This is a genomic window from Methylobacterium sp. WL7 (assembly GCF_008040085.1).
GTDB lineage: Bacteria > Pseudomonadota > Alphaproteobacteria > Rhizobiales > Beijerinckiaceae > Methylobacterium > Methylobacterium mesophilicum.
Map to the genome: position 1 here is coordinate 1 of NZ_VRVG01000212.1, position 5413 is coordinate 5413.

Below are 5413 nucleotides of genomic sequence, written 5' to 3' on the forward strand. Positions count from 1 at the left end.
AAATCTTTTCAACAAAATCAGAGCTGACTCCGGGGTGTGTACAAAAAAGGTCGATCCATTCGAGCTAATCTGATCCGACCGCCTCCCTTTGAAAAGTTCTATTTTGAAAACGCGCTCTCTCGTTTTCAATGATTTCGTGTCTGACCGGTTTAGCTCACAGTGCACGATAAGAATTGTCATTGTTAAATTGGGCCTGACTAGCTTATATAATTTATCAATGACAATTTTGAGAGCGAAGAGGTGATTTGATAGCTCGCTTGCAAGCGGTTCTGTACGTCCAGCAGCTTGGCTACGACCTCCTCGGTCGGGGCTTGCTCGATCCCGTCGAGGGTGTTTTGCAAACTGTTCTTGGTCGCCGTGTTCGTCGTGCTGGCATTTGACAGCCGTGTCGAGGCGATGCTCAGCTGCGTGACGGTATCCTGGATACTCGGATTGGTCTGGTCGGACGACGAGAGCAGCGCGCCCGCGCGACTATTGACCCGCTGATAGGTGGCGGCGGTGTTGGCATCGCTCGTCGTCGGCAGCGCGAACGCCATGGTCGCCAAGCCGGTGAGCACGTTTTGAATTGTCGGGTCGATGGCGCGGGCGCCTGTGCCGACTTGGCCGGTCGCGCTCACTTGGATCGATTGGGTGTCGAGTGCAGCGGTCGGCACGGCCTTCGTCGGGTCCGGTGGAGTCGTGTAGGTGTTCTCGCCTTGATACCAGAGCACCGTCGTGTTCGGTGTAGGAGTGCCGTAATCCACCGGGGTCGACCCATCGTACAGGACGCGCTGGGGCGTCACCCCGTTCCTGTCTGGCCCTCCATGCGCAGAGCCGGTGAAGAATTGCGTTGCAGCGTCGGCTGTTGCGGTCACCGCCAGCGTGCTGCTGGCCGCGCCCTTAAGGGCGTTGGTCAACGTCGCAGACAAGTTCTTCATCGTGTCGGCGGCGGTCGCGCCGAGGGCGAAGCTGGTAGTCGAGCCAGAATCCGCACTGGTCGCCGCGGTCAGCGTCACGGTGGTCGAGGTGCCGTCAGGCATCTTCAACGCGAAGCTGATGCTGTCGCCGGCGGCCGGCTGGGCGGTCGGACTCTTGAGGTTCACGTTGAGGGTGGCCGGGCTGGTGGCCGAGATGGAGGCGGTGAACGCTCCGGTGGCCTTCGGCTCACTGCCCAGGGTGAAGCCGAACTTAACCCGGGTGGTGGCGTTCGATTCCTCAGTGACCAGGATCGGAACTGCGGTCGGCTCGCTCTGCGTCAGCCGGCCGTTGCCGCCTGGACCCAACTGCGCATCGACTCGCTCCTTGATAACGTCTGTGAGGCCCTCGAGCGGATTGCCATCGGCGTCGGTCGATCCGTTGAGGATCGTGTTCGCGTCGAGCACCGGCTGGGTGGTGGTATCGCCGCCGCCGAACAGGTAATTGCCCGCCGCCGACTGGTTGAGCGTGTCGAGCGCCGTCTGCAGGTTGGCGAGCGCGATCGAGCGTCCCGCCGTAGAGTTGACCGCGACGCTCTGAAGGCCGTTGTTGAGCGCCGCTCGCGCGGTGGTGCCGAGCGTCGCAACCTGGGTCAGGCTCGTGACCGCGAGGTTCGTCCGGGTCTGAGCGGCGGTGATGCCAGTCGCGTAGCCGTCGAGCGCGCTCAGGGTCGCCTGGGCGGCGAGCGCCGTGGAGCGCCCGGTGCCGAGCCCGCCATAGGTCTGCGAGACCTTTCCGCTGGAGAGCTGGTTCGACAGGTCGTTCAGCTGGTTCTTCAGCGTCAGCAGTTGCGACGTGTTCCGGTTGGCGACGTAGGAGCCGGCCGCGAAGGGTGAGATCGTCGTCATGGTCAGATCTGCAGCAGTTGGTTGAGCATGTCGCGGGCGGCGGTCAATATCCGAGCGTTGGCGCCGTAGGCCGTCTGCAGGGCGATCAGGTTCGACATCTCCTGGTCGATGTTGACCCCGGCCCCGGCGGCGAACCGGCCCTGCGCGGTCGAGAGTGCGGTCTGCTGGGTATCGTTCAGTGCATTGGCGTTCGCGGACGCGGCCCCCTGCGAGGCGATCACGTCCTGCGCGAAGCCGACGACGCTCGCCCGGTAGGGCGCGGAGACGCCGCCGATGCCGCTTGAGGACGAAAAGGTTTGCTGGTTGGACGTCAGTGCCGTGTAGATTTTGCTGGCACGGTCTCCTGAAGCGGTGGGGTCGGTCGTACTCGACCTCGTGAGGGCAGCGGTGTTGCCAACGAGGTTCGGATTGATCGAGATCCGCTGCGCGAAGCCGGTGCGCTGCGAGTTGTCGTCGAGTGAGCCGGTGTAGAGACGGGCAACAGGTGGCGGTGTGGTAGAGAGGTCGGTGAACAGGGCGATCTGCGGGTAGCCCGTAGCGGAATCCGTCGTCGCAATCGGCAAAGTTACATTTGCCTGAGCCCCTAAAATCGACGTGCCAGTTGTTATGTTTCCGATGTCGAGTGCCGCCCCGCTGGCGAGTGCAGCGGCGCTGAAGTTGCTGTTTGTGCTTTTGTCGACAGAGAGCGTCGGAAGCGTCGGATTGTTTGTTTTCAGCTTGTCGAGGACGGCCTTGATGACAGTAGCATAGGAGCCCGGGCCATCTTTGATGCTAAAGGCTGCGACATACGCGGTCCCGTCAGCTGTCTGGTCTGCTGTTATGTCCGGCGGCGGTGATGCATTAGAGGCCACGAGAATGATATTTCTCGGGATATTGTTGAGGTCTGTGACCGAAATTGTAAGGGTGTTGCCGGCCATCAAGCCGGCACCGGGTTTGTTGCCGGTTGCGGGAATCGCGCCGCTGAGGTCAATAGACGCTACGCCGCTGGTCATCGCAGCGGTCCGGGAGGAGTCGGTCAAGGAACTGGCGAGCCCCCCGGCAAGATCGTCGAGTTGCCGCTGAGCCTGCGGCAGGATCTGGTCACGCAGCTCGATCCCCGCGGTGAGGCTCGCGACGCTGGACAGGAGCGAGCTGGCCGATTGCGTATCGGTGCCGAGCTGGGCCTCGACCCCCGAGCGCAGGTTCTGCACCGAGGCGGCGGCGCCGTTGATCTGGCTCGCCAGCGCCGAGGCGTTGCTGACCACGGTGGTGCGGGCCGCCGCCGAGGTCGGGTTGGCCGACAGCTCCTGCAGCGATTCGGTGAACGTGTTCAGCGTGCCGTCCAGCGCCGCCCCGCTGCCCGGAGCCCCATAAAGCGCGTCGAGCTGGGACGCGATGCTGGCCTTGGTGCTGGTATAGGCGGCTCCCGAGGTCTCGAGCCGCAGTTGCTTGAGCGCGGCGGCGTCGAAACTGCGGGTGATCGTTCCGTTTGCGACGCCGAGGTTGTTGGTGCCTGTGGCGACCGGCGTCAGCGTCCGCTTGACGTATCCGGCCGTGCCGGCATTCGCGACGTTCTGCGAGACAACGTTGATCGCCGCCTGCGTGGCCGCAAGCCCGGCGGTCGCGTTGGAAAGTGCATTGAGCGACATAACGATGCCTCCTCAGCGATCCACCGGACGAGTGCGACTATCGGATCACGTTGAGTAGGTCAGACATCATCGTCTGAGCCGTCGACATGACCCGCGTGTTCGCAGAGTAGGCTTGCTGCGTGACGATCATCTTGGAAAACTCGGTGGCAATATCTGTATTTGACTGCTCGTTACTGGCACCCGTGATCGTGCTGTCGTTGAGGCCTGCCAAGGGCTGACCGGAATCTGCGGTCTGTAGGTAGTTGCCCTTGGAGTCGGCTCTCAATCCATCGGGATTGGCGAACTTAGCGATCCCAACGGTGGCAATCGGTACGACCGCTCCATTCGAGAAGGTACCGTTGATCTTGCCGTCAGCGCCGACAGCGACGCTCGTAAGTGTGCCGGAGTTGTTGCCGTTCTGACTGAGGGTGTTGGTCGTGACAGCCCCAGTCGTGTCGGCGTACTGAGTTAATCCACCAGAAATGTCTAAAGCCAGACCTGTAAAGGTGTAGCCGCCGATCTTCGGGTTGCCAAGATCAACGCTCCCGGCGGCTGGGCTGGTGAGCTTGCCTGTCGAGTCGAAGGAGAACTTGGTCGCTACAGGCTGCCAATTTGCGGTTCCGTTCGAGCCGGCATCATAGGACAGGGTCCAGCTTGAGGTGGTTGGATCTGTGCTCGCGTCCTTCGACCACCGCATGTTGACGGTCACCGGAGCCCCGGTGGCCGTGTACGCTGTAATGGATGGGCCAATGATGCTATTGGGTGGCACTGTTGTGGCGCTGGTATCCGGCGTCGCCGGAAGATTGGCCGCGTACTTGATTGTGGTGGTAGCCTGGGCCGGAAGGGTCGCATTGCCGACGTTGACGAGGCCTGTGCTGGTCGTCTGGCCCGTGATCGGATCGAGGTTGGTGCCCGTGAGGTACCCCCCTGCCCCGTTCATCAAGTAGCCGTCTTTGTCTTGCGCGAAGTCGCCCCGGCGCGTGTAGGCGTTGGTGCCGCTGAATGTGGATTGACCATTGGCGTCGCCGGTCTTCTGCACAACCGTGAAGAAGCCCGTTCCGCTGATCGACATATTCGTCGGGATCGTCGAGGACACGACGTTGCCGGCGATCGTGTTGGTCAGCTGGGACTGGGCCAGGACCGAACCGGCGACCTCGCGCTTCGGCGTGGTCTCGGACATCAGATCGACGAAGCTGGTGTCGACGCGCTTATAACCGGTCGTCTGTGAGTTTGCGATGTTCCCGGAGATATTACTGATGGCGTAGGACTGCGCCTGCAGGCCGGACACCGACGTTTGCAGGGCCGAAAAGAGATCCATGGCGATCCTCACTCAACATTCTTCCATGACCCTGCAATCGGCGGTCCAATAAAAAAGTGTTATCTCTCAGTATTTTAGAAAAGCTGCCCGGAGTGGGAGCCGTTCAAAGTGGAAATCTTTGCCGTGCGACGGCAAAATTTGCCCGGGTGTCCGAGGCGTAGCAGCGTGTCGTAAGCCAAAGACGATTCTGGTAAACGGGGCGCGATATCGATCGGAAATACCGGCCTTGGGCGCAACGATCAGGATCCCGGCACGCTGATGGTCTATCGACGCTGCTCAACATCGGCCGCGGTTGGCGCCGTTACGCAACACGTAGTCCCTCACCCGTGGTATGCCACCGTCGAGGAGGTGCTGCGTCGAAACGAAGGTACCCTCGCGTCGGTGAACCTGCGCCGGGTCGGTACCGCCGGCTGCTACAGTCAGCGCGTCGCGACATGCAGCGCGGCTGATCTACAGCATCGCCGACCTCCATTATCCGCGCACGTGAAGGCGGGCCGAGACCGAGGGCGGGCCGGATTTGGCCGTCTATGCCTAGCGTCTGCGCTTGTTAGAACTCACGAATGCTCGGAGTGCGGACGCAATCATCGCTCACTCGACCGTCGAGGTGACGCTGCTGCGCCAGCAGACTTCCGCCGAAGGGTGCACGTCGTGCCCTGGGCGGTGATGCTGCGCCCAAACCACGGTGC

Annotated in this window: 3 protein-coding genes; all 3 read right to left on the bottom strand. The window is 61.9% G+C overall.

Going from position 1 to position 5413, the window contains the following annotated elements:
* Window positions 1–197: 197 nt before the first annotated feature.
* The 3 genes from FV233_RS27980 to FV233_RS27990 are packed head-to-tail and all read right to left on the bottom strand — an operon-like array spanning window position 198 to window position 4727.
* Window positions 198–1802 (bottom strand): flagellin, encoded by a 1605-nt coding sequence (locus FV233_RS27980; protein ID WP_147899471.1) that lies wholly within the window; start codon window positions 1800–1802, stop codon window positions 198–200.
* Window positions 1803–1804: 2 nt separating this feature from the next.
* Window positions 1805–3430 (bottom strand): flagellar basal body rod C-terminal domain-containing protein, encoded by a 1626-nt coding sequence (locus tag FV233_RS27985; protein WP_147899472.1) that lies wholly within the window; start codon window positions 3428–3430, stop codon window positions 1805–1807.
* A gap of 37 nt (window positions 3431–3467) precedes the next feature.
* Window positions 3468–4727, bottom strand: a complete 1260-nt coding sequence (locus tag FV233_RS27990) for a flagellar hook-basal body complex protein (RefSeq protein WP_147899473.1) — start codon at window positions 4725–4727, stop codon at window positions 3468–3470.
* Window positions 4728–5413 lie beyond the last annotated feature (686 nt).